Raw genomic sequence first — 26,039 nt, 5'->3', positions numbered from 1 at the left:
AAGTTGGCAGCTTCCGCAACGAAAGGAATCCGATTGAGACTGCGTTAGATGATTTTCGCCTTATGGACCGGCCGGGCCTAAATCTCGCCCTAGCCGGCCTGATGCAGCTGGAGATTTCAGCTTCAGTAGCGTCTGTTTAAATGGCTGATTTCCCGCGAGGATCTGTCGGGGTTACAGCGGGTAATCCCCTGGGACCGATCACATATGTCTCGAACAAGGGTGTGAAGCACTCCCGACCCTTGCTTGATTTACACGGAGGGAGCCAATTTGATCCGAGACACCTCTTTACACCGGGCCGGTGCTGGCAGCGTCAACCGGGAGGTTCCCCGGTGTCGCGTCGGACAACTCGACCGCCGACGAGGCGCTTGTACGGGCTCGCTCGGCCGCCTGGCAGCGGGCGTCGGTGCGGGTCCCTAATGCCCATGTGCCGGTCGCGCACCCGCCGAACGCGGGCGATCAAACCGACGTCGACCGCCGTTTTGGCCGCGTGACAGGGTCGGCACAGCACCTGACAGTTCTCCAATGAGGCGTCCTCCGTCAGCGCGGCCGGGACAATGTGGTCGTAGTGGAACCGCCCGACCTGAAGCGCGCATGGACAGCGGCTGCCGTCCGTGAGGAGCCCCTCGCAGCGCCCGTCAGCTCGGGCGAGGGCGGCGCGCAGCACCGCCTTGCTGAACTCCCGTCGCGCCATCACGCCACCCCCGCAGCAATGTCTGCTATTGGCCCGCCCAGGTCAGCGGCGATCTCGGCGCGCTCAGACCGGGTCTCGGCCAACCGGTAGGCGTGCAGTTCGCGCGCACCGAGCCCGGCACAGGCGGCAAGCCAGCCGAGGAAGCCGGGATCGCCAGCCTCGCAGGCGCGGGCCGCGACAATCGAGGCCTGCCCGTGCTCATCGCGAGCGACCGCGAGGGTGACCGCCGCCTGCTCGGCGACGAGGTCGGGGGCGTCAAGCGGTTGGATGACCACGACGTAGCGGCGGCCGGAGCGCCCACGCCAAACACTCATGGCGAGAGCAGGCGCGCCGCGCAGGCCAGCCTTCGTGCGCAGGCGCTCCTCGCGCACAGTGCTGCGGACGGCGCGGTCAGCCTTCAACTCGCGCAGGGCAGCCGCCCAGGAGATGGTGCGGTTCGACATCGTCGCCCTCACGCGCTGAGCGGGATGACGGCGACACGCGGCTCGTCAAACGGCCGCGAGTGCAAATGCGCGGTTGAGGGGGATCCAGCAGGGCAGGGGGCCGGCTGAAAGCCCGCTGGGACCGAGGAGAGGGTCTGGATGTGACCCTGAGTAGGAGAAGGCATGCTGTGCTCCGAGTCGTCGGCGGGACCTGCCCCGCCACCAACCCGACCCCGCTGTCGGCCCGTGGGACCGGCGGGGTTGAGGCACGCACGCCGCTGCTCTCAGGCGTGCTGGCTGCTCAGCGTCAGCCCGAGGGCATGAACCAGCCCCGGCCACCGGTCACAGCGGCTAGGTCGCGCACGATCGACTCACCGCCGCGAACGCTTATCGCGCGCAGATGCGTGATAATGAAAGCCAGCCCAGCGCTTGGCAGCTTAGATTTCCGACCCATCGGATCTGTCACTCGGGTTCTGAGTGCGTCGCTCTGTGAGCATTGACGCTCCGTTGGCCGCAGCAGTCCAGTCTAGATCGACGTCAGCTGCGATTTTTCGGCAGGAATTTTTATGCGCGATTTGCGCAGATTATTTCGCAACTGATTGCAATATACACGTGGGATGGTGGAGGGTCATGAGCCGAAACTCAACACTGACCCGGAAGGGAGGTGGGTCGGGAGCACTTCTGGGATTACCACCGTCCTACTTGCTGCTCCTTTTATCGGCAGCGATTGCCCTGACCGATATGGTCCACCCATAGCGCCGGCCATGGAGGCACGCATGGGCCGCTCCCTCCGCATATTGAACATCAACGTGACGTTGTGGCCACACAGCTGACCACAAATCTGTGTAAGCTATTCCTCGAGACCATTGACGCCGGGTGACAAGCCGTGGATCGGCCGCAAGGTACAGGAACTGATCGTAATTTGACTTGGCAGGCCTTGCAGCCGCGTGAGCATAGATGGCGCGCGCTCGGCCAGAGACCTGTTATTGCTTGGCTCACCGGACTTTCTGGCGCAGGCAAGTCGAGCATTGCCAATGCGGTCGACCGGGAGCTTACAAAGTCCGGAATAGCTACCATGGTGCTTGATGGAGATAATCTTCGGCATGGGTTGAATAAAGATCTCGGCTTCACGGATACCGACCGAGCTGAGAACGTTCGCCGTGCTGCGGAGACTGCTAGACTTATGGCAGAAGCCGGTCTTGTGACAATCGTGTCGCTGATCTCGCCGTTCCGTGCGGAGCGAGAGGCTGCGAGGACAACTGCAGGTGATATCCCGTTTCTGGAGATTTTCATCGACACCCCCCTGAAGCTTTGTGAGGCGCGGGACCCGAAGGGCCTCTATGGTCGCGCGAGATCGGGTGAGATCCCGAATTTTACCGGCATCTCCGCTCCCTATGAGGCTCCGCTTCAGCCAGATCTGACCCTCGCCACAGCGGGTCGGCCCGTCATAGCCTCGGCGCAGCCGCTAATCGAAGCGCTGTTGAGGTTAAGTGCCGCGAACGATGACCATGCCAGAACAACAAGTTCGAAAGTAGGCACTCAGACACCGTCCTGGCTGTATTATTGATCTTGTAGTATAAATCCTTTACGACTCTCAAATATGACTGGAAATATCGTATTACATATTGGGCCGCATAAGACCGGGACAACAGCCATCCAGCGGATGCTGTTTTCTCAGTCTATTGCGAAAGATTGTGAGTTTGTTTACCCGTTCGTAAGCCCAGATGAAATTGGGCAGCATACGTTTGCCCAGCTGGCCTGCGATCCGATGCGACCAGAATTTTCCGAAATGCTCAAGGTTCTCAAGTCCACAGCCAAGACGTGTATACTGTCCAGCGAGGAGCTTTGCTATCTGCCGGACGCAGGCATGCGGAGGCTGCGAAAGGCTCTTCCAGATGCAAACGTAACCATTGCATACTACCAGCGGGATATCTTGTCACTATTGCAATCATGGTGGCAGGAGAAAATCAAGCATGGTAGCACGCAGACGTTATTAGAATTTTCGTTCGCCTGCCTACTCGCCCCGCAACACTTGCATTTGCTTGTCCCAGATACCTTGCTTAGCGGTTGGGCGTCTGTTTTCGGCAGGGATGCGATCAGAATTTTTCGATACGACCATATTCCTGACGTCGCAAGACAGTTCGCGTGCGATTTTCTCAGTCTTGAACTTCCGGTTGAGGCACTAACGGCAAGCAATCGTTCGTACGATCATTTAGACTGCGAAATGATCCGCTTCTGGAATATGCACGGATTTTGGGGCGCGGGAGTTATCCAATCACCAGACTATCATGAAGTCCGTGCTGAGCTTGTCGAGAGATCTGGTGAGTTCTCGGAAAAATTTAGTTTGGATTACGGCCGAAAGGAATTCTCCGGGATTGAGGACATCCTGATTTCGCGCTGGGGTGATCGCATCGAAGGGTTTGATGGAGGCCGATTGTTTCATATACGAGAGAAGTCTTACTCATACATTCGACCAGATTTTTGGGCGGCAAATCCTGACTTCTTAAAAGAGATGCGCGAGTTTGCGCTGCAACGTCCGGCCTATAGTCAGAGAAAGTAGGCGTTTACGGTCTGTTCGAAGAAAGTGGGAGTAGCGGAAGAGTTGTCGCGTGGACGCCCGCAAACAGTTAGATATTATTCTAAGTGCTTGTGATCTACAGTGCGAACGAAAGAGGCGGCGATGTTTACGCGCAGAGGCTGCCGGCGAAGGTGGGCCGCGCTTCGGCTTACGAAGCCGTCACAATCCGAGGACGTCGTCGGTAGGTTAGACCGGCATCACGGTGTCGGAACGATCCAATCCGCTTGGCCATGGTGCGATCCTTCAGCCTCACGGATGGCACGACCGCCCGTCACCTCCTCGTACCGCCTCACGATCAGGTCGATGTAATGCGGGTCGATCTCGACCCCGTAGCACCGTCGCCCCGTCCGCTCGGCCGCGATCAGCGTCGAGCCCGAGCCCAGGAACGGGTCGAGGACGACCTCATCTCGCCCCGTGAGATCGAGCAAGGCGTCCGCGAGCAACGCGACCGGCTTGACCGTCGGATGATCCTGCAGGCCCTTCCGCGAGCCGGATCCGAGCGACGAGGCCCCGGGATAGGTCCAGAGGTTCGAGCGCCAGCGGCCGCCCCGGCCCATGCCGACGTTGTTAACGTGCGCCTCCTCGCCCTTCTTGAACAGAGGGAGCAGCTCGTGCTGCGAGCGGTACAAACTGCCCATACCGGCGTTCGTCTTCGCCCACACGATCAAGTTCAACGGCGACAGGGCCAACGCAGCCGCCGCATGTTGAACCACGTGCAGCCCGCGCCAGTCGATGAAGGTGCCGAACACGCCGCCCTCGACGAGGTGGGGCAGAGCCGTCCCGATCCACTCCAAGTTGAACGTCCGGAACTCCGCCTCGCTCATCTCACCGCTGGCCATGGCGAATTCGCGGTGGTCACCGCCCGTCACATGCCCGCGGATCGGCACGTTGTAAGGCTCGTCCGTCAGGAGCAGGCGCGCACGCTCCGCTCCCATGAGTGCTGCCAGCACGGCTAGATCGCGGGCATCCCCGCAGATCACCCGGTGCCGACCGAGCACGAATACATCGCCCGGCCGCGCCACCGCTGCTGCGTCCGCCGACGGTGTCAGCGGGCCGGGCTCGACGGTCTCGGGCTCATCCTCCAGGAGGACCTGGTCGATCTCGCACTCGGTTGTCAGTGGGCGTTGAATACTCCCTGATTGTGGGGACCGAAAATTCCCTGGTTGGTGCCCTGGCCTGAGTGCGCGGCGGGCACCCCGCGTCCCCGGGCTTATCCATCCTCCGCCATCATGCCCGCCGATGCGTATCGGCCGGGAGCGACGAGGATGGTCCTGCTGGGAGAACTCCTCATGATCCTCGACCTGCACCGCCAGGGTCTGTCGATCACCGCCATCGCCCGCCGGACCGGGCGCGATCCAAAGACCGTCCGCAAGTACATCGCGCGCGGCCTCGAACCGCCCGCCTACGGTCCACGCCAAGCCGGACGCCCGAGCAAGCTCGCCCCCTACCTCGTCTATCTGCGCGAGCGCGTCGCCGCCTTTCCTGATCTCAGCGCCGTGCGCCTGACCCGCGAGCTGCGGGAGCGCGGCTATACGGGGGACTACACCGCCGTAAAGCGGTTCGTGGCCGCGATCCGGCCGCCCGAGGCCCAGCCCTACGAGGTTCGCTTCGAGACGCCCGCCGGCCAGCAGGCGCAGGTCGACTTCGCCCGCTTCGAGGTCTCCTTCACGGACACACCGGGCGCGACCTGCATCGTCTGGCTGTTCTCGCTCGTGCTCGGCCATTCCCGGCATATCGAGGCACGCTTTGTCCTGCATCAGGACCTGCAGACCCTGCTGCGCTGTCACATCCAGGCGTTTGCCGCGATGGGCGGCGTGCCGATCGAGATCCTCTACGACCGCATGAAGACCGCGGTCACCGGCGAGGAAGCGGACGGCCACATCGTCTACAACCGATCCCTGCTGGCGCTGGCCAAACACTACGGCTTCCTGCCGCGTGCCTGCCGCCCCTACAGGGCCAAAACCAAGGGTAAGGTCGAGCGGCCGTTCTCCTACATCCGCCAGGACTTCTTCCTGGCCCGCTCATTCCGCAACCTTGACGACCTGAACCTCCAGCTCAAGGTCTGGCTCGACACCGTCGCCAACGTTCGCCTGCACGGCACCACGCAGCGGATCGTCTCGGAGGCCTTCGCCGCCGAGAAGCCCGAGTTGCAGCCGCTGCCGGCCGTGCCCTTCAATGCCCTGCTCAAGCTGGAACGGCGCGTCAGCCATGACGGCCTCGTCTCGATCGGCGGCAACTACTACAGCGTGCCGGACCGGACGCGGCGGGTCGTCGAGGTGCACCAGCTGCCCGACACGATCCGTATCCTCGACGGCGGCCGGCTCGTGGCGAGCCACCCGATCCTGGAGGGCCGGCGACAGTACCGCGTCGATCCCGACCATCGACAAGGCGCGGCCGCTCGGGCCATGCGGCACGGCCATCCCGACAGCCTGACGATCGGTTGCCGGGGCGATCACGTCGCCCGGCGCTCGCTGTCGGTCTACCAGGCCGTCGGCGAGCGGCTCGCCGCCGGGATCGAGGGCCGGTCATGACCCGCGCCGCCCCCTCCCATGCCACCACGACCCTGGACAGCATCAAGCGCAGCTTGGTCGGCCTGCGCATGCCGCGCGCCCTGGAAGTCCTCGACGCCGCGATCCGGCGCATCGAACAGGGTGAGATCGACGGCATCTCTGCCCTCGACGAGATCCTGACCGAAGAACTGACGTTGCGCGAGAACCGCCGGGTGAAGACCGCCCTGCTCGTGGCACGCCTGACCACGATCAAGACGCTGTCGGGCTTCGACTTCGCTTTCCAGCCCTCCCTCGACCGGGAGCGGATCATGGCGCTGGCGGAACTGACCTTCATCGATCGGGCCGAGGTCGTCCATCTCCTCGGCCCGCCCGGCACCGGCAAGAGCCATCTCGCCACGGCGCTTGCCGTCGAGGCGGTAAAGGCCGGGCGCAGCGTCGTGTTCTCGACGCTGGCTGATCTGATCGCTTCGCTGGCCAAAGCTGAGCGCGACGGCGCGTTGCGCGAGCGGATCCGCTACCTCAGTCGGGCCTCCCTCTTGGTGGTGGACGAGATCGGGTACCTTCCCGTCGTTCCGGGTGGGGGCAACCTGTTCTTCCAGCTCGTCAACGCGCGCTACGAGAAGGGCGCGATGATCCTGACCTCGAACCGCGGCTTTGCCGAATGGGGAGAGGTATTTGGCGATCCCGTGGTGGCCACGGCTCTGCTGGACCGCCTGCTTCATCACGCCGTCGTCGTTCAGATCGAAGGAGCGAGCTACCGGCTGCGCCAGCATGGCGAACTTGTGCCCGAGCACGTCCGCTCGAAGGCACTCATCACCCCACCGCCCCCTCCACGCCGCCGTGGCCGGCCACCAAAGAGCGCGACCCTCGATCACAGCGCCGGCTGATCACCGTCGACCACCAAACCCGCCGATCAGGGAATTTTCGATGCCCATAATTGCGGAGACTTCGGTGCCCGTTGACACTCGGTGAAGCCCGTCACTTCGAGCGCGCCATCCTCGAGCGCGAGTTCCTCGAACTCCAGTTTCAGCTCGTCCAAGTCCCAGCCGCCGCGCTCCTGCAGCCGGTTGAGCGCCAGCCGCAGAGCGCGCTGCTCGCTCGGCGTGAGGTGGTCCGCGACGATGCAGGGAATGACGCGCAAACCTACGAGCTTCGCCGCCTCGACGCGGGCCACGCCGTCGAGGATGCGATCCTGCGCGTCGATCAGCACCGGATCGCAGAAGCCGAGAGCGCGGATCGAGGCGGCCACGCGCTCCACCTGGGCAGCGTCGCGCTTGCGCACCGCGCGGGCCGGTACCGTCAGTGCCCCGGGTGGGCGCTGGACCAAGGCGAGGCTCGGGGCCAAGTCGTTGCGCACGCGGCCCGCCGCAGGAGCGGGCCGATCCAGGGCCGCCCGACGTCGACGGCTCTTGCCGTGCAGAGAGCCGACCAAGAGGTCAGCGCCACCTAAGCGGTCTCGCGTCGCACGTCCCATGACCGCTCTCCCTTTCGCGCGCTTCACCGACGGCCGATTAGACGGCCCCCCGGCCTCCGACCACCCCGACCGCCTGGGTGCCCAAGATCATCATCGGCCCTGTGCTTCTCGCCGGCGCCGATCGGCCTGAGCCTCAGCCACGAGCCGCCACTGCTGAATGACCAGCGCGGCCTCCCACTCGGCGTCGCTGTAGGGCGACGCGCCCGCGTATGGCAGTGGCTCCCCGATGCCGAAGGCGTCGTACAGGATGGTGTCGATCTCGCGGACCTTGCGGAACGCACCGCCGCCCGTGGACATCCCGGGCTGCCAGCCGGGCGGCCGCGGCGCCCAGAACCATCCCACGCGCTCAAGCCCCGGCGCTTGCGTCGGCCGCTGCAGGTACTGCGCCCGAAAATTGTAGGCATCGATCTCGCGCAGGATCGCGACCAGGGCCTCTGTCCCCTCGCGATCCGGCAGCAACGGCTCTCCCCTCCGCCGCATCACGGTGCGCCGCTGCTGGAGCGGCCACGCCTCGTCCTCAAGGGCTACGGCCGGCAGCACCACCTCGGTCCATACCTGGCGCCTGCGGACGTGACCCGTCAGATCGTCCAGGTGCACGCGCTGCATCACGAGCACGATCGCGCTTCCGGCCTTGTCATTCAGCCGCGGCACGATCTCGTCGTCATACCAGGCGTTGACACCGTCACGTTCCGCGTCGTCCTGAGCTCGGTGCGGCGCGATCGGATCGTCGATGACGATGAGGTCGGCACCGCGTCCGATCAGGCTCTGGCCGACCGCCCGGTAGAGAATGCCGCCGCCATGCGGCAGGATGATCTCGCCAGGGGTCACGGTTGGCCGCAGGTGCGGGAAAAGAACCCGGCACCGCTGGGTGCGCATCAGCGCGACAGCCCGGCGCTGCAGCTCCGCGGCCAAGGCGCGCGTGCCGGCGACGACGATGATCTTGCGCCTCGGATCCCAACCGAGGGCGAAGACCACCATCGCGACCGAGGCACAATGCGATTTGAGGCTGCGCGGCGGGGCGTTGAGGAGCAGGCGGGTGGTGCCGCGATCGAGACAGCCCTGCAGCGCATCGGCCATGACGTCGATGTGCCAGCTGGTGCCGAGATCATGGTGCGGAAATTGCTCGTGAAATGCGAGCTTGGTGAAAGAAGCGAGGTCATTGCGATAGAGCCGCTCGTGGAGTGAATCCATCGTCACGCCTCCGATGTGTCATCAGCATCGAGCGGAGCGAGTGTGGTAGCGAGCTCAGCTAGGATCTTGCGGTCGTAGGGCTTGGCCCCAAACGGATCAGGCTTGCCGCTCTCGCGCATATGCCGAAAAACAAGTTCTCGAGCGCGTGAATCGCCGTTCGCCGCCGCCTTCACGACGTTCATCACGACCAACTCGCGCAGGGTGATGCGTGCTTTCCGGCTCTCACGCGTAACCGTCACGAGTTGATCAAGTTGTTGCTCGAATAATGTATCAATGTCCTTCGAACGTCGCGAACGCCCACGCGGATTCCCGGAAACGCCCGGCTTAAACCGTGTGTGGCGTGGCGGCTTCCCGTAGCCGACCTCGTATCCATCATCTGCCATAGTCGCGATCCCGAACGCGGAACTGGGCTACGACATCGCTCCAGTTGCTCGGTGGCTGGGTCGGTTGACGCCCGCGCTTGCGCACCGGTGCGTGTTGAACGAGTTCGGTGACGCGGACGGCAAGCTCCGACAGCTCCATCACGAATGCACCGAAGGTTCCGTTGGCTAGCTCCTCCGAAAGGAACATTCCGAGCTTCTCAGACCCATCCAGAGTTTCAACGCAGTTGAGCCGCTCGCCTTCTCTTAGTGACTGCCCAAAATATGCTACAGCATCCTCGGTCGCCTCTACGCGACGCAAGAAGAGAAATATCTTCCGGAGATTCCGCCTCTCTCGCAGCGACAAGCCTTGGTCAGACGCGTTGGATTGCGTAAAAATCGTACGGCCGCGTGTTTGTAGATCAACATTAGCCTTTTCAAAGGCACCCTTAAGCTTGTCTTGGATCGTGGCAACGAGTTCAATAACCTCTCCTTGCTTGAAGCCGGAGCGGGTCAGTTCATGCGCAATAGCGAGGTTAAACACGCGAAAAGGGGTGTACTGGACCTCATGGCCTGTTCCGGCCGGCAGTTCGTCGTAGAACGCTGGGATACAGGCTGGATGCAGACCTTGGCTGGCGCGAGCACGCGCGACGTCCTCGTCGAGAAGGCGCCTGACGCTGGCGGCCAGCCGGGGAGGGATCGGTTTATCGAGGCGCAGGTGCGCTGTGTCTGACGCTTCATACAGAAGCGCATAGACGAGCTGGATAGCCTGCTGGCGAGTCACGGTCATGGCGTCGAACATATAGACACCGATCGCGGTTTCAATAGGACCGGCCGGTCGCATCCGATCGCTAGCAAATCCCTGACAACGCGCAGTTGAGTCCCTGCTAAAACGGGAAAATTCCCTACACCAGCATGACGGCAATTTCGAAGTTAAGTGCTTGAATTATCGCCGTTCTACCGGCTGATCCGTTGCCAAAGAAACGCGATTTGGCGCTCAGTTCCCTGTTGAGCAGGCCTGACGCGAACGTTTGGCTTGGCCCTAGGTAATGAATACGTAGACGAGGGGGAGTGAAGGCCTGATAGGCACCGCCTCATCGCTCGTAGCGGGCGGACAGAGGGCGCGAGCGGTCGACCGCACGATCATTCCCGTCCCGAGCGCACTGATGCTGCCGATCATCCGGCAGATGTCGTCGCTGACCTGACGCGCAGAGCAGGATCAGGCCGGCTTGGGCGGAGGCTCGATACGACCTTCACCGCGAGGCTTTATCTCTGTTCAGCGTCCGCCGCGAGCGGAGAGGGCCGAATCCACGCTGCCGGAGAGCTGGCTCGGGGTCCCCAGCTGCGTGCCGTTCGGATTCGAGTTCAGGTCAAGATCCGGCGAGGCGAGGCCTCCAGGTGCCGGGTTTGTCGGCTGGGCCGGCTCGAACACCGGCTTGCCGCCGGCCAGAGGCGTTACCACTCGTTCCGGTCGGATCTGATCCTCGCACAAGCCCTGGCAGATCGGCTCGACCAGATCGGTCTGCTGGCAGATCGGCCGCATCACGCCCCTGACGCAGGTACACCGGCACAGTGCCCATGCTTGGCTGGGCAGGAGCAGGAGAGCGCAGAGCAAGAGGATCGACCGCATGGCGCACTGCCTTGATGATGCCGCTTCGACCAAGCGGTGGGAGATGGTAGCAGGCTGGCGCGCCGGTCGCGAGGCGTGGCTTCAGATAGTGGGAACGGCCGCTGACCGTTGAAGGCCGCTCACTCCGCCGCTTCAATATCGCGATGAGCATCTTCGTCGGCCGAGGACTCGTCGGACGGATCGGCCTCCGCTTCAGGCTCCTCCTCCGACCCCGCCGCGGCGGTGAAGAAGTCGCCGTTCCGGACAGCCTCGCCACCCGTTACCATCATACTCAGGTAGGTATTGAGGGTGTTCGGCGCGACGTCCGGCAGCCGTTCGGCGATCTCGGCATGCGACAGGCCCTGTGGGCCAGCGCTGCCGAGAAGGGCCTTCAGCCGCCCTTTGGCCGAGTTCGCCCGCGGGCCGCGGGCCCCACGCCGGCCGCCCTGCCCGGACGAGGCCCGCTCGCCGGCAGGCGCCCGCGATCCCTCGGACGGGTGAAGGAGCCCGGAAGCCTCCAGCGGAACGCCTTCCACAATCGAGGTCAGGGCAGCCTCGGCAGCACGCAGCTTCGTCAGCTCCGCCGCGATCCGCTCGTAATCGCTCTGGAGAGCAGCCCTGCGCGCCCGCACGTCGACCAGAGCCTTCGACAGGGTGTTGTCCTCAGCCATCGGATGGCCTCATCGTCTAAATTTTCTCGTTCGGGGCCATAGGTCACAGGCCCTTCGAGCGTCAACAGCGGTCCAAGGTGTGCCGACTTCGCTTCAGGACCCTCGGAGATGCAGCCCGAGTTGTAGGGACAGCGCTCCATGGCATAGAGACATTTGGAAACGCTTCTGCCGGTTCCGGCTGTCGTCGGCGGAGCGTCCGGATGGCAATGGATTTCAGCCCCGTCGTGCTGATACCGGAACCGGTACGGCATACGAGATGAGGCTCTTCTCCGCGGCTTCAGGGCGCAGCACGCTGGCTGCCGATGCCGATCACCTCGCCCACGGCCCATAAATAACATTTCAGAGTCATTCATGCCCTTGAATATTTTTGACAATGGCGAGGACAACATTGTCGACATCGATCCGCGCGACCAGGAGAACCAAGCCGGCAAAATCTACATCAACGGCCACAACAATTACATCCGCATAGGGAGAGGCTGCGTCTCGGACAAGGACATGCACATCGTCATCGACTCGAACTGCAGGTTCGACGTCGGCGAGCACGTCCGCCTCTCGGTGGCCAACATCTATGTCGGCACCGGCTCCACTCTCCGTATCGGTGACAGGACGGGCTTCACCGGTCTTGTCCATCTCAATCCCATCGAGGCGCAGGCGATCGAGATCGGGACGGACTGCTCCATCGCCGCCGGCGTCTGGATGACGACAACCGACTTCCACTCGATCGTTACCCGGGACACCGGCACACGGTTGAATCCGGCCAAGCCCGTCCGCGTCGGCAATCACGTCTGGATCGCCAATCAGGCCACGCTCCTCAAGGGTTCCGTGGTTGGCGATAACGCGGTCATCGGTGCGCACGCGGTTGTCACCGGGACCGTGCCGCCCAATTGCGTGGCCGCCGGCAATCCCGCGCGCATCGTGCGGGAGGACGTCACTTGGCGCGCAGACCTGATCTGACAGCCAAGAGGCGGCTTGTGGGGCAAAGCGAGGACCAAGCTCGCGGTAGGCCCCTCGCCATGCCGTGAAAGCCGAGCACCGATATTTACCAGGCGCGCGCGTTCCGATAGGGCGATGAGCCGCCGTGCGGCGCCTCGCTCGGCGCGATGCCACACCCTCGATCCAGCCTCCGCGAAGACATGCTCACCCGAGCCTCAGGTCTCGACTTAGCCGCCGGCGAGATCCGTGCGTCGGTCCGGGCTGGCCGCATGATACGTGTCGAGGCCGTTCGGCAGGATTGTCGGAACGGGAGGTCAGCGGGGATCCAGATCACGGGCACGTCGCACGACGACGCGAGAGCGGTGCTTTGAAGAAGCTCTACGGCTTGTATCACCGCTGGGCGAGTGCGGGCTCGGTCCGCGCGACCAGCAACCCGCTCATCCGCCGCGCGGCAAGCGGCAGCCTTCCGCCAGCGAACGATCTCCTCCACGCGGAGGAGCAGATCGCGGCGCTGGCCCCCTATTTTGACGCGGGGTTCTACGCGAGCTGGTACGGCATCACGGCCGATCCGGTGCGCGACTACCTCGTGACCGGCTGGCGCGAGGGCCGCGACCCGCGGCCCGACTTCTCCTCCGCCGACTACCTCGCCGCGCGCCCTTACCTCGCCGAAGCCGGCATCAACCCGTTCCTGCACGTCCTCGCAAGCCAGCGCCGCAGCAAGGGCCGAGCCGGCCAGCGCGGCGGCGCGGGCGGCGCGGGCGGTCCGGCTCTGCCCAGACCCGACACGCGCCAGGCCGAGCGCCTGGCCCGCCGCCTCGTGGACGGGCCGTTCTACCTCGCCCACAACCCCGACCTGCGGGACGCCGGCGTCGACCCGGTGGCCCACTACATGGCCTCGGGCTGGCGCGAGGGCCGCGAGCCGTCGCCCCGCTTCGACACCCTGGCCTACTGCCTCACCCGCGGGATCACCTACACCACCCAGAACCCGCTGGTGCACTACGTCCTCACCGGCGGCCTCGCCCGGCCAGGCGCGGCCGAGGCGCTGGCGCTGCGGATCGCGACGCTCGCGCCCTACTTCGACGCCGCCCACTACCGGCAGAGCCTCGACGCGGCAAAGGTCGAGGCGCTGGCCGACGCCTCGGACGCGGAGCTGCTGCGCTTCTACGTGGCGGAAGGCTGGCGGGCGCTCGCCAGCCCGCGCCCGGACTTCGACCCGGCCGGGTTCGTGCAGGCGCGCGCCGGCAGCCGGGCGGTCAGCGACGATCCGTTCTTCCGCTATGTGGCCGAGGCGCGGCTGAGTGGCGCCGAGCCGTTTGCCGAGCCGCACCGGCTGAACCTGCCGGCGGTGGATGCGGGCTGGTACCGGGCGACCTACCCGGATGTGGGCGGGACGGCGCCGTACCTGCACTTTGCCAGCGCGGGCTGGCGGGAGCTGCGCGATCCGGGCCCCGGGCGCTCGACGCTTTCCGCGCTGCTGCGGGTGTGCGGCCTGCGGCCGGCGCGGGCGCCGGTCGAGGACACGGGCTGGCTCGGGGCGATCGGGCGCGAGCCGGTGGACCGGGCGGCGGTACTGGACCTGCAGGCGCGGCTGGTGGCGGGGCATTTCGACCACGCCTACTACCGCGAGCGCTACGGGCTGGCTGAGGACGCCGACGCGGTGCGCGACTACTGCGACACCGGCTGGCGCAAGGGCCGCAACCCCAGGCCAGACTTCAACGGCTGGGCGTATCGCGCGCATCACCCGTACGTGGAGGCGACGGGGATGGCTCCCTTCGTCCACCATGTCGCCACGGCGCTGCTGCACGGCACCGATCTCTCGAATGGCAGCTTCGATCCGCGCTACGGCACACCGCCCGCCGAGGAGGATGCGGAACTGCTGGAGCAGGCGCGGCTGATCGAGCCCTATTTCGACGCGCCCTGGTACCTGAAGCGCTACCCCGACACGCGCGGCTTCGAGAACGGTCCGGCCATCCACTTTCTGTCCCACGGGCAGGAGGAGGATCGCGATCCGAGCAAGGCCTTCTCGACGCGGTTCTATCGTCGCGCCTACGGCCACCTGTTCGGTCCGGGGGAGTCGCCGTTCCTGCACTATGTCCGGACCGGCCAGGCCGCCGGGCTGATGGGCGCGCCCGAGGATCTGGGCACCTACCCGCCCATGACCGCGCCCGACCCGCAGGACTGGGACGGCCTGCCCCCGGCGCTGCCCATCGACCAGGCCCGCGTCGTCGTCATCGTCCCCGTCTACAAGGGCCGCGGCGAGACCCTGCGCGCCATCCACGCCTGCCTGTCGGCGCGCCAAGCCACCCCCTTCACCCTGCTGGCCGTCAACGACCGCTCCCCCGACCCGCAGCTCTGCGCAGAGCTCGCCGACCTCGCCGCCCGCGGCCTGTTCCACCTCGTCGAGAACGAACACAACCTCGGCTTCGTCCGCTCGGTCAACCGCGCCCTCAGCCTCCGCCAGGGCCGCGCCGTCGTCCTGCTCAACTCCGACGCCCAGGTCTTCGGCGACTGGCTCGACCGCTTGGTCGCCCATGCCGAACCCCATGCCGAACCCGCGGCCGAGGCCCCTGAGGCCGTGGCAGCGCCCGCCGACGCCCGCCCGCGGGTGGGCAGCGTCACGCCGTTGTCCAACAACGCCACGATCTGCAGCTACCCGCGCTTCAACGCCAACAACACCATGCCGCTCGAGATCGCCCGCCCCGATCTCGATGCGGCCGTGTCCCGGATCAACCGCGGCCGCGCCGTGCCCGTGCCCACCGGCGTCGGCTTCTGCATGTACATGACCGCGCAAGCGCTCGACGCGGTCGGCGACCTCGACGCCGAGGCCTTCGGCAAGGGCTACGGCGAGGAGAACGACTGGTGCCTGCGCGCCAGCAAGGCGGGCTTTGCCAACCTCTTGGCCGAGGACGTCTACGTCTACCATGCCGGCCAGATCTCGTTCGGGCTCGATGAGGGCGGCGAGTACGACCAGGGCCAGGCGGCGCTGCTGGCCAAGCATCCCGACTACCCGGCGCTGGTCGGCCAGTTCGTGCAGGCCGATCCCGGCCGGCGCGGGCGGGCGCGGATCGACCTGTACCGGCTGGCCCGGCACTTCTCGGGCCGGGCGCTGCTGTACGTGACCCACAGCTGGGGCGGGGGCATCCAGCGGCACATCGACGACATGATTGCCCAGGCCCGGGCCGAGAGTTTGAGCGTGGTGCTGCTGCAGATCGACCGCAGCCGCAACCTGCAGGTCCACGTCTCCTACCGCAGCCCCGAGTTCCTGTACCTGCCCAACCTCGACAGCCTGTACCTGCCGCGCGATGCCGAGGAACTCGCCGGCTTCGTCGCGCAGCTGGCCCCGCGCCTGATCCACGTGCACTCGCTGGCGGGGCTGCGCTGGGCGGCGGCGCGGGTGCTGATGGACCTGGTGGCGGGGTCAGGCCGGCCCTATGCCTGGACGCTGCACGACTACTCGCCGGTCTGCCACCGCAACCACTTGGTGATGCCGGACGGGCGCTATTGCGGCCTGGCGCCGGTGCCGGTGTGCCGGGCGTGCCTGGCCTCGGACGCGGACGGGTTCGAGGAGCCGGATCCGGGCGAGCGGCGGGCCACGTTCGGGCGGTTCCTGTCCGGGGCGGCGCGGGTGTTTGCGCCGTCCTCCGACACGGCCGCGCGGATCCGGGGCGTGTACCCGGACCTGGCGATCACGGTGCGGCCGCATCCGGAGCCGGAGCGCAGCGTGCGCTCGACGGCGCTGCAGCGGCCCGGCCGCGTGCGCCGGGTCGCGATGCTGTGCGGTGTCAGCATGCCCGAAGGCGGGCTGCTGCTGCAGGCCCTGGCGGCGGATGCGCGCAAGCGCGAGCTTCCGCTACGATTCGCGATCGTGGGCTTCTCCGACCCGGCGCTCGCGGGCGGCTTGGAGCGGGCAGGGGTCACCGAGACGGGGCGCTACTCGACCGACGATCCGACTCTTGATCGTGTAGCACGGGCGGCCCTTCAGATCGCCGAGACAGGCCATCACTGGGAGGACGAGGAGATCCTCGATCTCGTCCCACAGGTCTCGGCCGACATGGTGCTGCTTCCGGCGATCTGGCCGGAGACCTACTCGTACACGCTGTCTCTGGCGCTGCGCACCGGCCTGCCGGTGGCAGCCTTCGATCTCGGCGCGCCGGGCGAGCGGCTGCGCGCCTATCCGAACGGCCATCTCCTGCCCTACGCGCTGGCCACCGACCCGGCCGCCCTCAACGACCGGCTGCTCGCCGTCGACGTCTCGGAGCGCGGGCGGTTCTCCGGGCCGATCCGGGCCCCCACCTACGGCCACCTGATGCCCGACTATTACGGCCTCACCGCCTGATTTCGGCCTCCACGGCCTCAGTGCATCGGTTCAACGCACTTTGGCCCATTTTTTCAGGAAAGCAGGCACGCCAACGCTGAGGTTATCCCAATGCCCACGCTCCCGACGGCTCAGACGGAGAAGAGCCCGGTCGAGTCCTATCTGCACGTCCTGCACGCGCTGATCCTGCGCGACATGCGCACGCGCTTCGGTGCGTCGTTCTGGGGCTATGGCGTCGTGGTGCTCTGGCCGTGCGTACACGTCTTTATGCTGATCACGATCTACACGTTTCAAAAAGTGGCGGCGCCGCTCGGCGACGAGAGAGCCCTATTTTTTGCCACAGGTGCCGTTCCGGTTCTGGTGTTTCAGTACATCTCTCGCGAGGTGATGAAATCTGTGATCATGAACCGTCCACTGACCTACTATCCGCAAGTTAAACTATTTGATCTTATCTTCTCCCGCATTCTGGTAGAGATCGTAACCGGATTTCTCGCCCTTCTGGTCGTCACCTCCGTCCTGGTCGTGATCGGCGTCAATCCCATTCCCTCAAATCCATTCATGGCTATGTGCGGCTATCTGGCCGCAATCGTTCTCGGGATCGGAATCGGGACGATCAACGTCGCGATTATCGGCTTCTTTCCTGGCTGGATGATCGGTTACGCGCTGTTCAGCATCATCCTGTACGTGTCCAGCGGCGTGATGTTCTTACCGAGCTATATGCCCGACAAGATCTATTACTGGATGAAATTCAATCCTGCCATGCAATTGGCGGAATGGGTGAGGGCAGCCTACTATCCCTATGCCGGCATTCAAGTGGATTACCTATATGTGCTTATGTTTGGGCTGACCTCCGCCAGTATCGGCCTGCTCCTGATCAAGCACGTTGTCAGCAAGCTTCAGAGCTGAAAGGGGATTGACCGGCCTGGCCGGTGGCAGCTGGGTCATGCCAAGGGGTCAAAGAGCGCAACGGCGCCGGCTGGTCCTCTGGGGGGCCTGCCGGGCTTTGGAGACCACAGCCGTTCAAGGCCCCATTCAGGCGCCCGCAATCATCGCTCAGGTGCTGCAGTGCGGGGAAGGCAGGGAAGCGTTCCTCGCTCCCCGCCGACCTCACGCCGGTACCATCCTGCCCGGTCCGAGGCCATCGCATGACCAAAAACCCGACCTACGACGTGGATACGAAGTACATCCGGCAGATCCAGCATCAGCAGATCGAGTTGGCGCTCCTCAAGGCTGAACGCGATGCAGCCCTGCGCGACCGCGATCTGGCGCAGGCGCGGTCCAAAGCCCTGAACACTCTGGTCGACGCCCTATTGGGGAGCCTGCGACCCTACGGGTTCGGCCGGAAGCGCTTCCTGTCCGCCATTCGGCAGGCGGCGCGCTCCGTCCCGGACCAAGGACCCGACTCACTCCAGCACAGCATCCTGCTCGAGGGTTCGAACCGTATCCTCGGGAACACGGCATAGCCACCTGAGCTCTAGATTTTTCGCGCCGCTGATCGATCTTGTTTAGAAGTTGGAGCTGAGGATTATGGATATTGAGCTTCTGACGGTGTTCAATTCCTTAATCCATCTGAGAGACAATCTCGATGAGCATCCCCATATTCTGAGCTCCGACCTCGAATTCCTTTCCTTCGCCACCAAGATGGCCCCGTATTCCAATTCGCAGCTGCTACAGGATCTGTGGGTCCTGTACGAGCTGAAGGAAAAGCGGAACGGCTATTTCGTGGAGTTCGGCGCCTGCGACGGGGTAAGTCTCAGCAACACGCTCCTTCTTGAGAAGACCTTCGACTGGCAGGGTGCCCTCGCGGAGCCCGCCCGAGCTTGGCACGCAGCGCTGTACGGCAACCGCAACTGTTACATCACCGAAAAATGCGTCTACAAAACTGATGGAACCGAAGTCCTCTTCAATGAAGTTGATATCGGCGAGCTGTCTGGGATGAAGGACTTCGTCGGCGCCGATTTCCACTCGCGCTTCCGTCAGGAGGGCGTGCAGTACCCCGTGGAGACGATCTCGCTGGGCCGGTTCCTCTCGGAGGCGCGCGCGCCCAGGCGCATCGATTACATGAGCATCGACGTGGAAGGCGGTGAATTCGACGTGCTGCAAAGCTTCGATTTTACGAGCCACGACATCGCGTTGATCAGCGTCGAACACAATTTTTCGGACAGTCGCGAAAAGATCTACAACCTTCTGACCGGCCTCGGCTATCGTCGGCGGTTCCGGCAACTCTCCCTGTTCGACGACTGGTACGCGCGGCCCGATCTGATTTCGGCACATTCCTGACGGGGCTTCAGTCGTGTCCGCACACACTGCGATCGAGATCCTCGACTCGATGTTCGATCTGTTCAAGCAGATGGGCAGCGGCATCGCGCTTGACCTGCAATGGCTCGAGATATCCAAGCGCCTTCAGCAGGTCCGCGCGGAAGCCGTCTGGTCGGCAGATCTCGCCCTCGTCGCCACGAGGCTGAAGGCGCATGCGGCCCATTACGCATCCACCTATCAGCCGCATCTCGGCTCGGAGCGGATCAGGCGATCGAACGCCGAAAAGCTCGATCGCGTGGTCGAACATTATTCGGTGCTGCGCGCGCATCTGGAACAGCAATTGCCGCCGTCATAGGTCGGCGGTACGAGGGGAGGGGGCCGGTGCCAGCGCCGGTCGCGATTCTTGAACGGAGAGCGGCTCAACGGAGCTGCCGCTCCGACTGCACAAGCCGAACACGATGCAGGGATGGGCCTCCCATTGCGCATCGCGCCCCGAAGAGGCACCAGCCCGACCATGTCTGATCGATACGCCGTCGTCGTCACGAGCATCAATCATCCGACGCGCGCGGTCGTCGAAATCGCCCGCGATGCAGCACGGCTCGATGCCCAGTTCGTCGTAGTCGGAGATCGCAAAAGCCCGCAGGACTTCACCCAACCCGGGGCGACCTATCTCAGCCTCGACGCGCAAGCCCGGACGGGCTTCCGCTATGCGGTGGAAGCGCCCGCACAGCATTATGCGCGCAAGAACGTCGGCTATCTGCACGCCATCGCGGCGGGCGCCACGGTCCTGATCGAGACCGACGACGACAACATCCCCCGTCCTGAATTCTGGCAGCCGCGGAAAGCCACGGTCACCGCCCGCGTTGTCGCGGCACCGGCCTGGACAAACGTCTACCGCTACTTCCACGACAGCCTCGTCTGGCCGCGCGGCCTGCCGCTCGATCAGGTCAACGCGCCCCTGCCCGAACTCGGCGCGGCCGAGGCGGTCTATTGTCCGATTCAGCAGGGATTGGCCGACGACAATCCCGATGTGGACGCGATCTACCGGTTGCTCCTGCCCATCCCGTTCCAGTTCTCTCAGAGCGAGCCGGTCGCTCTGCGGGGTGCGTGGTGCCCATTCAACAGCCAGAACACGACTTGGTGGCCCGACGCGTTCCCGCTTCTGTATCTACCGTATCACTGCTCGTTCCGGATGACGGACATCTGGCGAAGCTTCGTGGCCCAGCGGATCGCCTACGCGAATGGCTGGGGCGTGCTGTTCCACGCCGCTACGGTCTATCAGGAGCGCAACGCCCACGACCTCATGCGCGACTTCGCCGAGGAGGTGCCGGGTTATCTGCACAATGCGGCGATCCGGGACGCCCTCGACCGGCTCGATATCCGCGCAGGCGTCGCTCAGATCCCGGAAGGAATGCGCGCCTGCTATGAGCGCCTCACTGCCCTCGACCTCGTCGGTCGCGAGGAGCTGCCCCTGCTCGATGCTTGGCTCGACGACCTGACGGACCTGTCTACGTCGACGGTTGGTTGACGGATCCGGCTACGGCGGCTCAAACCCAGCGCCCGACAACGCTCTGATGAGGTGGCCGTGGACGACGGAGTGCAGACCCTGATGGAGCCGGGCCGCGCGCCCTGGGCCGTTCCCCTGGAGCGGATGTCCTGCGCCCTCGACGCGATCTTCGATCCCAGCTCCGACACGATCCGCTGCGCGGGCGGCACAGAGGGTTTTGCGCTTTACGGCCCCTACCTGCCGGTCGAGCCGGGGTTCTATGAGGTCGAGATCGATATCGCGCTGGCCGGGCCTAAAAATCCTCGCCTCTACGTCGATCTCTGGATCGAGGGACAGGTGCTCACCAAGCGCTGGGCGGTCGTGGAACGTGCACGAATGGTGCTACGGGGCTGCATCAAGTCCTCCAGTCGCCTGGAAGTCCGAGTCTACACGGCGGGAACGGGCTTCGTCGTCCACGGCATCTGCGTCCGTCGCCTCGACCCGTTGGCCTTTGATGAAGGTCCGCAACTGGAAGCTGCTAGAGCCCTGCACGGCCGCCAACTGCGTGCCGCGATCGGTTTCTCCGATGAGGTCCCCGCAGGCGATGCGCCACCGGCAGCGGAGCTTCTCGACTGCATCCTCGGTGGTCCGGGTTTCCTCCTCATCAACGACGCGGAGATACCAACACACGAAGCCCTGCTGCGCCGCAGCGGGATCGATCCTCTCGCTGTCCAGCTCCTGTTCGCGCGCAACAACAGCCGACTCGTCCAGGATCCCGGCGTCTCGTCGGAGCTGATGAACGGCTACCCGGACGTCACCCATGCCTTTCAGCTCGACATTCTCCGGGATGGGGCGCTGACGCTCGCGTCGCCATTTGGCGGCGGCAAGATCGAAAGCCGCGTGAGCTTCCCGGTGCTGTCACCGATCCATGGCATTGTGACTCTCCTCTACGAATTTGCCGAGCCCCACCACATGATCGTTGGGACCAGTGCGTCGTGGACCGGCGCACTGTCGTTCGTATGGTTCGTCGATCACGACGTGCTGGTCTACGACGCGCGCTTGCACAGCATCGCCGATTATGAAGGGACGCTGCCGACGCTCGGCCTTTTCGTCGACCTGTGCACCCGTCATCGCGCGCGGGCGCACGCCTATCGCGCGGCGGAGAAGACGCCGGCCTGCGTCAGCGGCTTCATCGGCAATATGGGCCATTATTTCTGGAACGAGGTCTCCGGCATCGAGCGGGTGCTGCGGGCCGGTTACCGCCCTCCGCTCCTCCTCGCTCAGCCGCGCTGGCTACCGCTCCGCGACCTCTTCCGGGAGGACGCATTGCCCGTCGTCGCGGAACTGGAGGCCGACCAGGACGCCCTGTGCCTGACGGCCTTCGAGCACAACCTGCTCTTGATCCGTCCGACCGGCAACGCGATCGACGCCGAGCTCGCCGCGAAGGTCGAACGCGCGGCACGAGACGCGCTGGAAGCCAGCGAACCTGGCCGGATCGGGGCCATCCAGGCTCTATCGGCAGACGCTTTCGTCCTGTTCTTCAATCTCCGCGCGCACAACAAGTCGTGGGTCGAGCAGGTCGAGGGAGCGGCCGAGGTGGTAAAACGCCTCGGCCCTAAACTCGGACGCCGGCGTATCCTCGTCTTCCTCGACGGCTACAGCGATTGCACCGAGATCGCGCAAGCGATTCAGAAGCGCTTGGAGCCGGAGTGCAGGGTCATCGACGGCACACGCGCCGCGTTTGCGGAAACCTTGGTCTGGTCGTATCGCTGCGATCTCTTCGTGGCAGTGATCGGTAGCGGCCTCGTGCCGCTCACATGGCTGGCGGCCAAACCCGGCGTTTGCCACGGTGACCGCCTTCACATGCATCAGATGACCTTCTGGCCGCTTGTTCGGCCAGATTATGACGGGTTGGCGTGGCCCCGGCACGAGGACGTGATGAATGTCGAGGACGCTTGGTACTCAAATTACAGCATTTCGCCGTCGATCATCGCGGATCTTGCGGTTCTGCAGCTCGAACGCGCCGCGGAAATGTGATTCGCATTTGACCGCGCCCTGAGTACCTCCAAGCTCCGCATGGGCTGCTCCGCGAGGTCCGGCGGACTGCGCAATCTCGGTCGGTGATGCCGCCGATCCGATCCCCCTGGCTGCTGGGTGGATCGGGACAGATGGATGCGGCCTTAGAAACGATGGTGCCTGTGGGCACCCGTCAGAAGCGACCTCGACGCGGCGGCACACCGCCGGGCAACCGAACGCCGATCTGCAGTTCGAGGTGGGACCGCAACTCGTGGCACGCCGAGATGAGTGCGTTCAGGCGCGTTTGATTCTCGACGCGCGCGGCGTCCGAGGCCGGATGGGGGTCATACCGCACGGCGTACCAAGCCGCAGCCGACCGCAGCTTGTTCACGACTCCCGCTACGTTGTCTGGCCGCGGCAGTTCGCTCAGGACGAGGCAGGTCCGCCGGGATATCTCCTTCAGGTGCAGGCCCATGGCGTTGCCCACAGCCATCTGCCCGATGAGTTCATGGATGGAATCGAGGATCTCGATCGCACGCTCGGCCGACATGATCCAGCCTCACCCGCGCCCAGGCACAAGGAGATCGGGTCGGACGTACCAATCATCGAACATGGAAATCTGGACGAACTTCCGCCGATAGCCAAACCGCTCCAGGACGTCACAGATCTCTTGCCGCTGATCAGCGAAATTGTGCTCGATAGTGATAAGTTTGATGTTATACTCGTCAAAATCAAAAGACTTTAGAATATCGAGTTCGGCGCCCTCGACGTCGATGCTCAGGTAGTCAATCTCCTTCGGCGCGCGCGCTTCCTTAAGGAAATTGCCGAGTGAGATCGTCTCGACTTCGTACTGCGCTCCGGTGTCGCGAGCAGGCGCGTGGAAGTCGAGATCCTTGAGTTCCTCGAGCGTCGAGAGTTCACGGATGTCAGTCTCGCGAAATAGGATCCGCGCACCATCCGTCCGGTACACGCACTTGTTGGAGATGTAGCAGTTGCGGTTGGCCCGCAACGCATCGTGCCACGCCCTTGCCGGCTCAGCGAGAGCCCCCTGCCAACCGTATGTCTTCTCGAGCAACAGGGTGTTGCTCAGCGTGACTCCGTCACATGCCCCAAACTCGACGAAGTACCCGCCACGCTTCTCCTTCAGTTCGTAGAGAACCCATATGTCCTGCAGGATCTGCGCGCACGAGAGCGGGCAGCGCTTCGCCGCGAAGGACAGAAATTCAAGCTCCTCCGCGTAGAGATGTGGCCGCGTGTGGAGCCTCTCGCGCAAATAGATAAACGAGTTGAAAACCGTAAGGATTTCAGCGTCCACGATCCGCTCCGCACTCAAAAAGTCCGCTTCGTCGCACTATGAGGTCGCGCTGATCTCGATCCGCGAGGTCCGGCGTACCATGCCAGCGGCCAACGCCGCGTGCGCGAGAACAGTGCCGCATCGAGACAAGCACCGTCGGTCGCGCGCTACGAGCCTCGCCGATCATGCGCGCTGCCGGCGCCTCAGAACCCGCGTACTCTCGGAGTGAAGCACGGTGTGCTGGACGGCCTTCGGGCCATCTGTCGGTACCTCCTCGGCGATCGACTGGATCGAGGCGACGAACTTTCTGCGGTCGAGCCCGTAAGGTCGCAGACTTCCGATCAGCGCGCCAAGGACTGCCTGCATAGCCTCCACACGCGCGGCCGCCTCGCTTACAGCACGGTCGCGCTCGTCAACGGCAGCCTTGGCCATCTGATTGGCAGCTTGGAGGCTAATTTGATAGCCCCGCAGCTTGCTCATCAGATCCCTGTTGAACTCCTGCAGCGCAGTCGTCTCGATCGGACGGTCCAAATTGTGCATTTTAGCCCGCAACTATGAAGAAGGACTCACAAATCACTGACATCACGATATCTCGCATATGCGGCACATACCCTGATCTACAAGATGCTAGATTCGACGCGGATCTTCGGCTGTACCGTCATCTCTACACGATCCATATGTGCCTGCCATTCACCGTCGTCCCGCGCCGGCGCGGCAGATAGCCGAGCCGTCAGCCCGTAAACAGATCGTGCGCAGCGACTGGGCTTGGCAGCTAACTCACCTGATCGACCCCGGCCTGCTCGGTGGACGACGCTGTGGTCGGCACATCCGCAAATGGTACGCCACGCCTCCCACATACGTCTCTCTGACCCGTTCGGCAGCAGCTCTCAAGATATGCTTTTGATCGCTGAAAGCATTTCGTCAATTGCGGATCCGGTTTCGACTGGCTGAACGCTCGACGTTTGGTCAGTCTGAAGCCGCGGCAATCTGCGGACCTGTACGCGAACGTTTTTGAGAAGCCGCGGCAGGTCGGAACAGAGAACCTCGCCGGCCGCCTTGGCCATCGCATATTCGGTCAGGTTGGCCGGGCGGCTCTCGACGGCGATGCTCGACGGGTAGAACACGCCGATCTCGTGCGCCCCCGTGCCGCGCAGATGCGCGCATAGATCGTAGAAGCTGCGGACGTAGAAGTTCATCATCTCGTCGAGGAGCGCGGTGTCGAGCGCCTTGCCGCGCTTCCCGAAGATGAACGGCGTCGCGAAATAATAGAGCTGGTTGAAGACACGATCTGCGCGAAGCTGCTGAGGGATCGGCTGCCGCACATCGAGTCTGAGGACGTCGCAGACACCCCCCGCATTGCGGATCTCCTGGGCAACCGCCGCGGCTTCAGCATCGCCGACAGCGTAGGAAATCGCGACCTCGGCCCCGCCCAGAGCGAGGAGCTTCGCCGTCAACTCGCCCAGTCCGCGCGAGCCGCCGACCACAAGGGCTGACCGCCCAGCAAACGCGTCAGATGCCACCAGCCCCCGCAGATCCTCGACACTCGGCTGAGCGACGGGCGGGGCGCGCCTGAATGCCTCGACGTGCCCACGCAGGGCTGAGCCGATCACCCGCATGGTGATGAGGTTGAAGCGCTCGTCGTCGCGCTCAACGCTGAACCGCATGGTCCCGCCGCCGTCGCCCCCTTGTCGGGCGACCGAGAACCCGCGGAAGATGGAGTGCAGGCCAGGCTGCACCATCCCCACCAGCTGAGACAGGCCCGCGACGTCGACGAGGACGTCGGCCCCGAGCGTAGCAGCCGCATTCGGAAATGCGGCCTTCAGGTCGGACGCCCGTCCCGCGAGGCCGAACGCTGTTCCGGTGGGCTCCGCAACGATTGTGCCCGTGACACCGGCTGCGATGTCGATGCGGGTGACGACCGCGTTATCGACGACGATGTCGAGAGAGGAGCCCTCGGCACCGCGCCGGCCGTGCTGGAGTCGGCAGTGATCACCGACGTAGATCATGCGGTCGAACCGCACCGTGAGCGTCTGCAGCCCTGCCAGGGCGCCGCCCATGGCGTCCAGGGCCCATAGCACTGCGTGGACCCCGTGCACGACCACGCGCCCCGCTTGAGTCCGCCGCGCCGCCTTCGCATCGAGATGCATCGGGTTGTAGTCCGCCGACATCTCCGCGAAGGCGAGCTGATCGTCGAGGGAGAAGGTGCGCTCGGCGATGGCAGCCAAGGTCAG

25 protein-coding genes are annotated in these 26,039 nt (G+C 64.4%); 12 read left to right on the top strand and 13 right to left on the bottom strand.

Annotated elements, in window-relative coordinates; all coding sequences use genetic code 11:
- Nucleotides 1-310: 310 nt before the first annotated feature.
- Together ACYCO6_RS18530 and ACYCO6_RS18525 are read right to left on the bottom strand one after the other, a co-directional pair.
- Complete coding sequence (locus tag ACYCO6_RS18530) at nt 311-691, bottom strand: HNH endonuclease signature motif containing protein (protein ID WP_459762024.1); 381 nt, start codon at nt 689-691, stop codon at nt 311-313.
- Nucleotides 691-1,134, bottom strand: a complete 444-nt coding sequence (locus ACYCO6_RS18525; RefSeq protein ID WP_459762022.1) for a hypothetical protein — start codon at nt 1,132-1,134, stop codon at nt 691-693. Before ACYCO6_RS18525 ends, ACYCO6_RS18530 begins: the two co-directional genes overlap by 1 nt.
- A gap of 865 nt (nt 1,135-1,999) precedes the next feature.
- Between ACYCO6_RS18525 and cysC the strand changes: the two genes are divergently transcribed.
- Together cysC and ACYCO6_RS18515 are read left to right on the top strand one after the other, a co-directional pair.
- On the top strand, nt 2,000-2,680 hold the full coding sequence (gene cysC, locus ACYCO6_RS18520; RefSeq protein WP_459762020.1) for an adenylyl-sulfate kinase: 681 nt from the start codon (nt 2,000-2,002) through the stop codon (nt 2,678-2,680).
- A gap of 33 nt (nt 2,681-2,713) precedes the next feature.
- A complete protein-coding gene (locus tag ACYCO6_RS18515; protein ID WP_459762018.1) occupies nt 2,714-3,673 on the top strand; it encodes a hypothetical protein in 960 nt (319 codons plus the stop codon).
- A gap of 215 nt (nt 3,674-3,888) precedes the next feature.
- On the opposite strand, the gene ACYCO6_RS18510 is transcribed toward ACYCO6_RS18515, so the two are convergent.
- Complete coding sequence (locus ACYCO6_RS18510; RefSeq protein ID WP_459762016.1) at nt 3,889-4,713, bottom strand: DNA-methyltransferase; 825 nt, start codon at nt 4,711-4,713, stop codon at nt 3,889-3,891.
- Between the two features lie 243 nt (nt 4,714-4,956).
- On the opposite strand from ACYCO6_RS18510, the gene istA reads away from it, so the two are divergent.
- On the top strand, nt 4,957-6,222 hold the full coding sequence (istA, locus tag ACYCO6_RS18505) for an IS21 family transposase (RefSeq protein WP_459761958.1): 1,266 nt from the start codon (nt 4,957-4,959) through the stop codon (nt 6,220-6,222).
- Complete coding sequence (gene istB / locus ACYCO6_RS18500) at nt 6,219-7,088, top strand: IS21-like element helper ATPase IstB (RefSeq protein WP_459761956.1); 870 nt, start codon at nt 6,219-6,221, stop codon at nt 7,086-7,088. The genes istA and istB overlap by 4 nt, the downstream gene beginning before the upstream one ends.
- Before the next feature lie 26 nt (nt 7,089-7,114).
- Here the strand turns inward: istB and ACYCO6_RS18495 are convergent, their stop codons facing one another.
- The 6 genes from ACYCO6_RS18495 to ACYCO6_RS18470 form a co-directional block, all read right to left on the bottom strand.
- A complete protein-coding gene (locus ACYCO6_RS18495; RefSeq protein WP_459762014.1) occupies nt 7,115-7,483 on the bottom strand; it encodes a ParB/Srx family N-terminal domain-containing protein in 369 nt (122 codons plus the stop codon).
- Between the two features lie 282 nt (nt 7,484-7,765).
- Entirely contained in the window at nt 7,766-8,752 is a 987-nt protein-coding gene (locus ACYCO6_RS18490) for a hypothetical protein (protein WP_459762012.1), read from the bottom strand.
- A 116-nt stretch (nt 8,753-8,868) separates the two neighbouring features.
- Entirely contained in the window at nt 8,869-9,249 is a 381-nt protein-coding gene (locus tag ACYCO6_RS18485) for a DUF5681 domain-containing protein (protein ID WP_459762010.1), read from the bottom strand.
- Nucleotides 9,239-10,027, bottom strand: coding sequence for a hypothetical protein (locus ACYCO6_RS18480; RefSeq protein ID WP_459762008.1), 789 nt, complete (start codon nt 10,025-10,027; stop codon nt 9,239-9,241). Before ACYCO6_RS18480 ends, ACYCO6_RS18485 begins: the two co-directional genes overlap by 11 nt.
- Nucleotides 10,028-10,501: 474 nt before the next feature.
- The gene (locus tag ACYCO6_RS18475; protein WP_459762006.1) at nt 10,502-10,855 is read right to left on the bottom strand and encodes a hypothetical protein; all 354 of its coding nucleotides are present in this window, start codon (nt 10,853-10,855) and stop codon (nt 10,502-10,504) included.
- A 119-nt stretch (nt 10,856-10,974) separates the two neighbouring features.
- Nucleotides 10,975-11,505, bottom strand: a complete 531-nt coding sequence (locus ACYCO6_RS18470; protein ID WP_459762004.1) for a hypothetical protein — start codon at nt 11,503-11,505, stop codon at nt 10,975-10,977.
- Between the two features lie 351 nt (nt 11,506-11,856).
- Between ACYCO6_RS18470 and ACYCO6_RS18465 the strand changes: the two genes are divergently transcribed.
- The 8 genes from ACYCO6_RS18465 (at nt 11,857) to ACYCO6_RS18430 (ending at nt 22,535) form a co-directional block, all read left to right on the top strand.
- Nucleotides 11,857-12,459: an acyltransferase gene (locus ACYCO6_RS18465; RefSeq protein ID WP_459762002.1), complete on the top strand. Its 603-nt coding sequence runs from the start codon at nt 11,857-11,859 to the stop codon at nt 12,457-12,459.
- A gap of 346 nt (nt 12,460-12,805) precedes the next feature.
- Complete coding sequence (locus ACYCO6_RS18460) at nt 12,806-16,774, top strand: glycosyltransferase (RefSeq protein WP_459762000.1); 3,969 nt, start codon at nt 12,806-12,808, stop codon at nt 16,772-16,774.
- A 90-nt stretch (nt 16,775-16,864) separates the two neighbouring features.
- Nucleotides 16,865-17,659: an ABC transporter permease gene (locus ACYCO6_RS18455; protein WP_459761998.1), complete on the top strand. Its 795-nt coding sequence runs from the start codon at nt 16,865-16,867 to the stop codon at nt 17,657-17,659.
- Nucleotides 17,660-17,898: 239 nt separating this feature from the next.
- Complete coding sequence (locus tag ACYCO6_RS18450) at nt 17,899-18,216, top strand: hypothetical protein (RefSeq protein WP_459761996.1); 318 nt, start codon at nt 17,899-17,901, stop codon at nt 18,214-18,216.
- A 64-nt stretch (nt 18,217-18,280) separates the two neighbouring features.
- A complete protein-coding gene (locus ACYCO6_RS18445) occupies nt 18,281-19,033 on the top strand; it encodes an FkbM family methyltransferase (protein WP_459761994.1) in 753 nt (250 codons plus the stop codon).
- A 49-nt stretch (nt 19,034-19,082) separates the two neighbouring features.
- Nucleotides 19,083-19,367: a hypothetical protein gene (locus ACYCO6_RS18440; RefSeq protein WP_459761992.1), complete on the top strand. Its 285-nt coding sequence runs from the start codon at nt 19,083-19,085 to the stop codon at nt 19,365-19,367.
- Nucleotides 19,368-19,526: 159 nt separating this feature from the next.
- Nucleotides 19,527-20,540 carry an STELLO glycosyltransferase family protein gene (locus tag ACYCO6_RS18435; RefSeq protein WP_459761990.1) on the top strand — a complete coding sequence of 338 codons (1,014 nt, stop codon included), beginning with the start codon at nt 19,527-19,529 and terminating at the stop codon, nt 20,538-20,540.
- A 123-nt stretch (nt 20,541-20,663) separates the two neighbouring features.
- Nucleotides 20,664-22,535 (top strand): hypothetical protein, encoded by a 1,872-nt coding sequence (locus ACYCO6_RS18430; RefSeq protein WP_459761988.1) that lies wholly within the window; start codon nt 20,664-20,666, stop codon nt 22,533-22,535.
- A 172-nt stretch (nt 22,536-22,707) separates the two neighbouring features.
- Here ACYCO6_RS18430 and ACYCO6_RS18425 read toward each other — a convergent pair whose 3' ends face one another.
- The 4 genes from ACYCO6_RS18425 to ACYCO6_RS18410 form a co-directional block, all read right to left on the bottom strand.
- Nucleotides 22,708-23,064 (bottom strand): hypothetical protein, encoded by a 357-nt coding sequence (locus tag ACYCO6_RS18425; RefSeq protein WP_459761986.1) that lies wholly within the window; start codon nt 23,062-23,064, stop codon nt 22,708-22,710.
- Nucleotides 23,065-23,073: 9 nt separating this feature from the next.
- On the bottom strand, nt 23,074-23,829 hold the full coding sequence (locus ACYCO6_RS18420) for an FkbM family methyltransferase (protein ID WP_459761984.1): 756 nt from the start codon (nt 23,827-23,829) through the stop codon (nt 23,074-23,076).
- A gap of 162 nt (nt 23,830-23,991) precedes the next feature.
- The gene (locus ACYCO6_RS18415; RefSeq protein ID WP_459761982.1) at nt 23,992-24,339 is read right to left on the bottom strand and encodes a hypothetical protein; all 348 of its coding nucleotides are present in this window, start codon (nt 24,337-24,339) and stop codon (nt 23,992-23,994) included.
- A 356-nt stretch (nt 24,340-24,695) separates the two neighbouring features.
- Nucleotides 24,696-26,033 carry an SDR family NAD(P)-dependent oxidoreductase gene (locus tag ACYCO6_RS18410; protein ID WP_459761980.1) on the bottom strand — a complete coding sequence of 446 codons (1,338 nt, stop codon included), beginning with the start codon at nt 26,031-26,033 and terminating at the stop codon, nt 24,696-24,698.
- Between the last annotated feature and the right edge of the window lie 6 nt (nt 26,034-26,039).

Source organism: Methylobacterium sp. CM6257 (genome assembly GCF_054611515.1).
This window is presented reverse-complemented; position numbering and strand designations above follow the sequence as displayed.

What these genes read in the sequence shown, in the direction of transcription:
- ACYCO6_RS18450 (WP_459761996.1), top strand. Translation starts at nt 17,899, where the DNA reads ATGACCAAAAACCCGACCTACGACGTGGATACGAAGTACATCCGGCAG.
- ACYCO6_RS18485 (WP_459762010.1), bottom strand. Translation starts at nt 9,249, where the DNA reads ATGGCAGATGATGGATACGAGGTCGGCTACGGGAAGCCGCCACGCCAC.
- ACYCO6_RS18475 (WP_459762006.1), bottom strand. Translation starts at nt 10,855, where the DNA reads ATGCGGTCGATCCTCTTGCTCTGCGCTCTCCTGCTCCTGCCCAGCCAA.
- ACYCO6_RS18490 (WP_459762012.1), bottom strand. Translation starts at nt 8,752, where the DNA reads ATGGCCGATGCGCTGCAGGGCTGTCTCGATCGCGGCACCACCCGCCTG.
- istB (WP_459761956.1), top strand. Translation starts at nt 6,219, where the DNA reads ATGACCCGCGCCGCCCCCTCCCATGCCACCACGACCCTGGACAGCATC.
- ACYCO6_RS18530 (WP_459762024.1), bottom strand. Translation starts at nt 691, where the DNA reads ATGGCGCGACGGGAGTTCAGCAAGGCGGTGCTGCGCGCCGCCCTCGCC.
- ACYCO6_RS18470 (WP_459762004.1), bottom strand. Translation starts at nt 11,505, where the DNA reads ATGGCTGAGGACAACACCCTGTCGAAGGCTCTGGTCGACGTGCGGGCG.
- ACYCO6_RS18440 (WP_459761992.1), top strand. Translation starts at nt 19,083, where the DNA reads ATGTTCGATCTGTTCAAGCAGATGGGCAGCGGCATCGCGCTTGACCTG.
- ACYCO6_RS18435 (WP_459761990.1), top strand. Translation starts at nt 19,527, where the DNA reads ATGTCTGATCGATACGCCGTCGTCGTCACGAGCATCAATCATCCGACG.
- ACYCO6_RS18515 (WP_459762018.1), top strand. Translation starts at nt 2,714, where the DNA reads ATGACTGGAAATATCGTATTACATATTGGGCCGCATAAGACCGGGACA.
- istA (WP_459761958.1), top strand. Translation starts at nt 4,957, where the DNA reads ATGGTCCTGCTGGGAGAACTCCTCATGATCCTCGACCTGCACCGCCAG.
- ACYCO6_RS18525 (WP_459762022.1), bottom strand. Translation starts at nt 1,134, where the DNA reads ATGTCGAACCGCACCATCTCCTGGGCGGCTGCCCTGCGCGAGTTGAAG.
- ACYCO6_RS18480 (WP_459762008.1), bottom strand. Translation starts at nt 10,027, where the DNA reads ATGTTCGACGCCATGACCGTGACTCGCCAGCAGGCTATCCAGCTCGTC.
- ACYCO6_RS18445 (WP_459761994.1), top strand. Translation starts at nt 18,281, where the DNA reads ATGGATATTGAGCTTCTGACGGTGTTCAATTCCTTAATCCATCTGAGA.
- ACYCO6_RS18430 (WP_459761988.1), top strand. Translation starts at nt 20,664, where the DNA reads ATGTCCTGCGCCCTCGACGCGATCTTCGATCCCAGCTCCGACACGATC.
- ACYCO6_RS18465 (WP_459762002.1), top strand. Translation starts at nt 11,857, where the DNA reads ATGCCCTTGAATATTTTTGACAATGGCGAGGACAACATTGTCGACATC.
- ACYCO6_RS18455 (WP_459761998.1), top strand. Translation starts at nt 16,865, where the DNA reads ATGCCCACGCTCCCGACGGCTCAGACGGAGAAGAGCCCGGTCGAGTCC.
- ACYCO6_RS18425 (WP_459761986.1), bottom strand. Translation starts at nt 23,064, where the DNA reads ATGTCGGCCGAGCGTGCGATCGAGATCCTCGATTCCATCCATGAACTC.